At 64.1% G+C, this 1,764-nt stretch carries 1 protein-coding gene and 1 pseudogene; both read right to left on the bottom strand.

The window, feature by feature from the left end:
* Nucleotides 1–956: VCBS domain-containing protein (locus AC07XF_RS28925; protein ID WP_495029243.1), on the bottom strand; the 956-nt coding region annotated here is incomplete at its 3' end.
* A 120-nt stretch (nucleotides 957–1,076) separates the two neighbouring features.
* Nucleotides 1,077–1,712, bottom strand: a pseudogene (locus AC07XF_RS28920) (VCBS domain-containing protein); the annotation flags it as partial.
* Between the last annotated feature and the right edge of the window lie 52 nt (nucleotides 1,713–1,764).

Below are 1,764 nucleotides of genomic sequence, written 5' to 3'. Positions count from 1 at the left end.
ACCTCGTTGCCGGTCGCGAAGCTGAGCACCGGCGCGTCATTGCTGCCGGTAATGGTGACGGTCACCAGTTGCGTGTCGACGCCACCCAGGCCGTCGCTGACCTGCACCGTAAACACGTCATCGTGACTCTCGCCCGCCTTCAACGCCTGCACCGCACTGGCGACACCATCGGTGCCGTTGGCCAGCGTGTAGGTCCACTGGCCGCTGTTGTCCACGGCGATCGAGCCAAAGGTGCCGGTATTTGACCCGGCAATACTCCAAGTGGCCGTGGCATCGTGATCGATGTCGGCCGAGCTGAACTGGCCGCTGACGCTGAGCGTGGTGTCTTCCTGCACCGCGCCGACCTCGTTGCCGGTCGCGAAGCTGAGCACCGGCGCGTCATTGCTGCCGGTAATGGTGACGGTCACCAGTTGCGTGTCCACGCCACCCAGGCCGTCGCTGACTTGCACCGTAAACACGTCATCGTGACTCTCGCCCGCCTTCAATGCCTGCACCGCACTGGCAACACCATCGGTGCCATTGGCCAGCGTGTAAGTCCACTGGCCGGTGTTGTCCACGGCGATTGAGCCGTAGGTGCCGGTTGACGCGCCATTGATGCTCCAACTGGTCGTGGCATCGTGATCGATGTCGGCCGAGCTGAACTGGCCACTGACGCTGAGCGTGGTGTCTTCCTGCACCGCGCCGGCATCGTTGCCCGTTTCAAAACCGAGCACGGGCGCATCATTGCTGCCGGTAATGGTGATCGTCACGGCCTTGGTCACCGTCGCCCCGACGTCGTCGGTCAGCGTCACGGTGAACACTTCGGTCTTGGTCTGGCCCGCAGCCAGGTACTGCGCCGCGCTGTTGTTCAGCGTATAGGTCCAGCCCACGCTGCCCGCCGCGTCGTTCGTGCTCTCGTCGCTGACATTGGCCACCAGCGTACCCAGCACACCGGACGGCGCGCTCACACTGACCATATGCGCGTGATCGGCCAGGTCCACGTCGCCGAAGGCAAAGCTGCCGTTGGCCACCGTGGTGCCGTCTTCGCTCACTGCACCGCTTTCAACTTCTGCCGCCGTCACCGTTGGCGCGTCGTTGGTACCGGTAATGGTGATGGTCACCAACTGGGTGTCGACGCCACCCAGGCCGTCGCTGACTTGCACCGTAAACACGTCATCGTGACTCTCGCCCGCCTTCAGTGACTGCACCGCACTGGCTACACCATTGGTGCCATTGGCCAGCGTGTACGTCCACTGGCCGCTGCTGTCGACCGCGATCGAGCCGTAGGTCCCGGTTGGCGAGCCATTGATGCTCCAGGTCGCCGTGGCATCGTGATCGATGTCGGCCGAGCTGAACTGGCCACTCACGCTGAGCGTGGTGTCTTCCTGCACCGCGCCGGCCTCGTTGCCGGTCGCGAAATCGAGCACGGGTGCGTCATTGCTGCCGGTGACGGTGATGGTCACCAACTGGGTGTCGACGCCACCGAGGCCATCGCTGACCTGCACGCTGAACACGTCGTTGTGACTCTCGCCCGCCTTCAGCGCCTGCACCGCACTGGCGACACCATTGGTGCCGTTGGCCAGCGTGTAGGTCCACTGGCCGGTGTTGTCCACGGCGATTGAGCCGTAGGTGCCGGTTGACGAGCCATGGATGCTCCAACTGGTCGTGGCATCGTGATCGATGTCGGTCGAGCTGAACTGGCCACTGACGCTGAGCGTGGTGTCTTCCTGCACCGCGCCGGCCTCGTTGCCGGTCGCGAAATCGAGCACGGGTGCGTCATTGCTG

The sequence above is a fragment of the Pseudomonas sp. GW821-FHT01C01 genome, assembly GCF_059422645.1.
The sequence above is the reverse complement of the archived record's forward strand: the minus strand, read 5'-3'. Positions and strand labels throughout refer to the sequence as shown.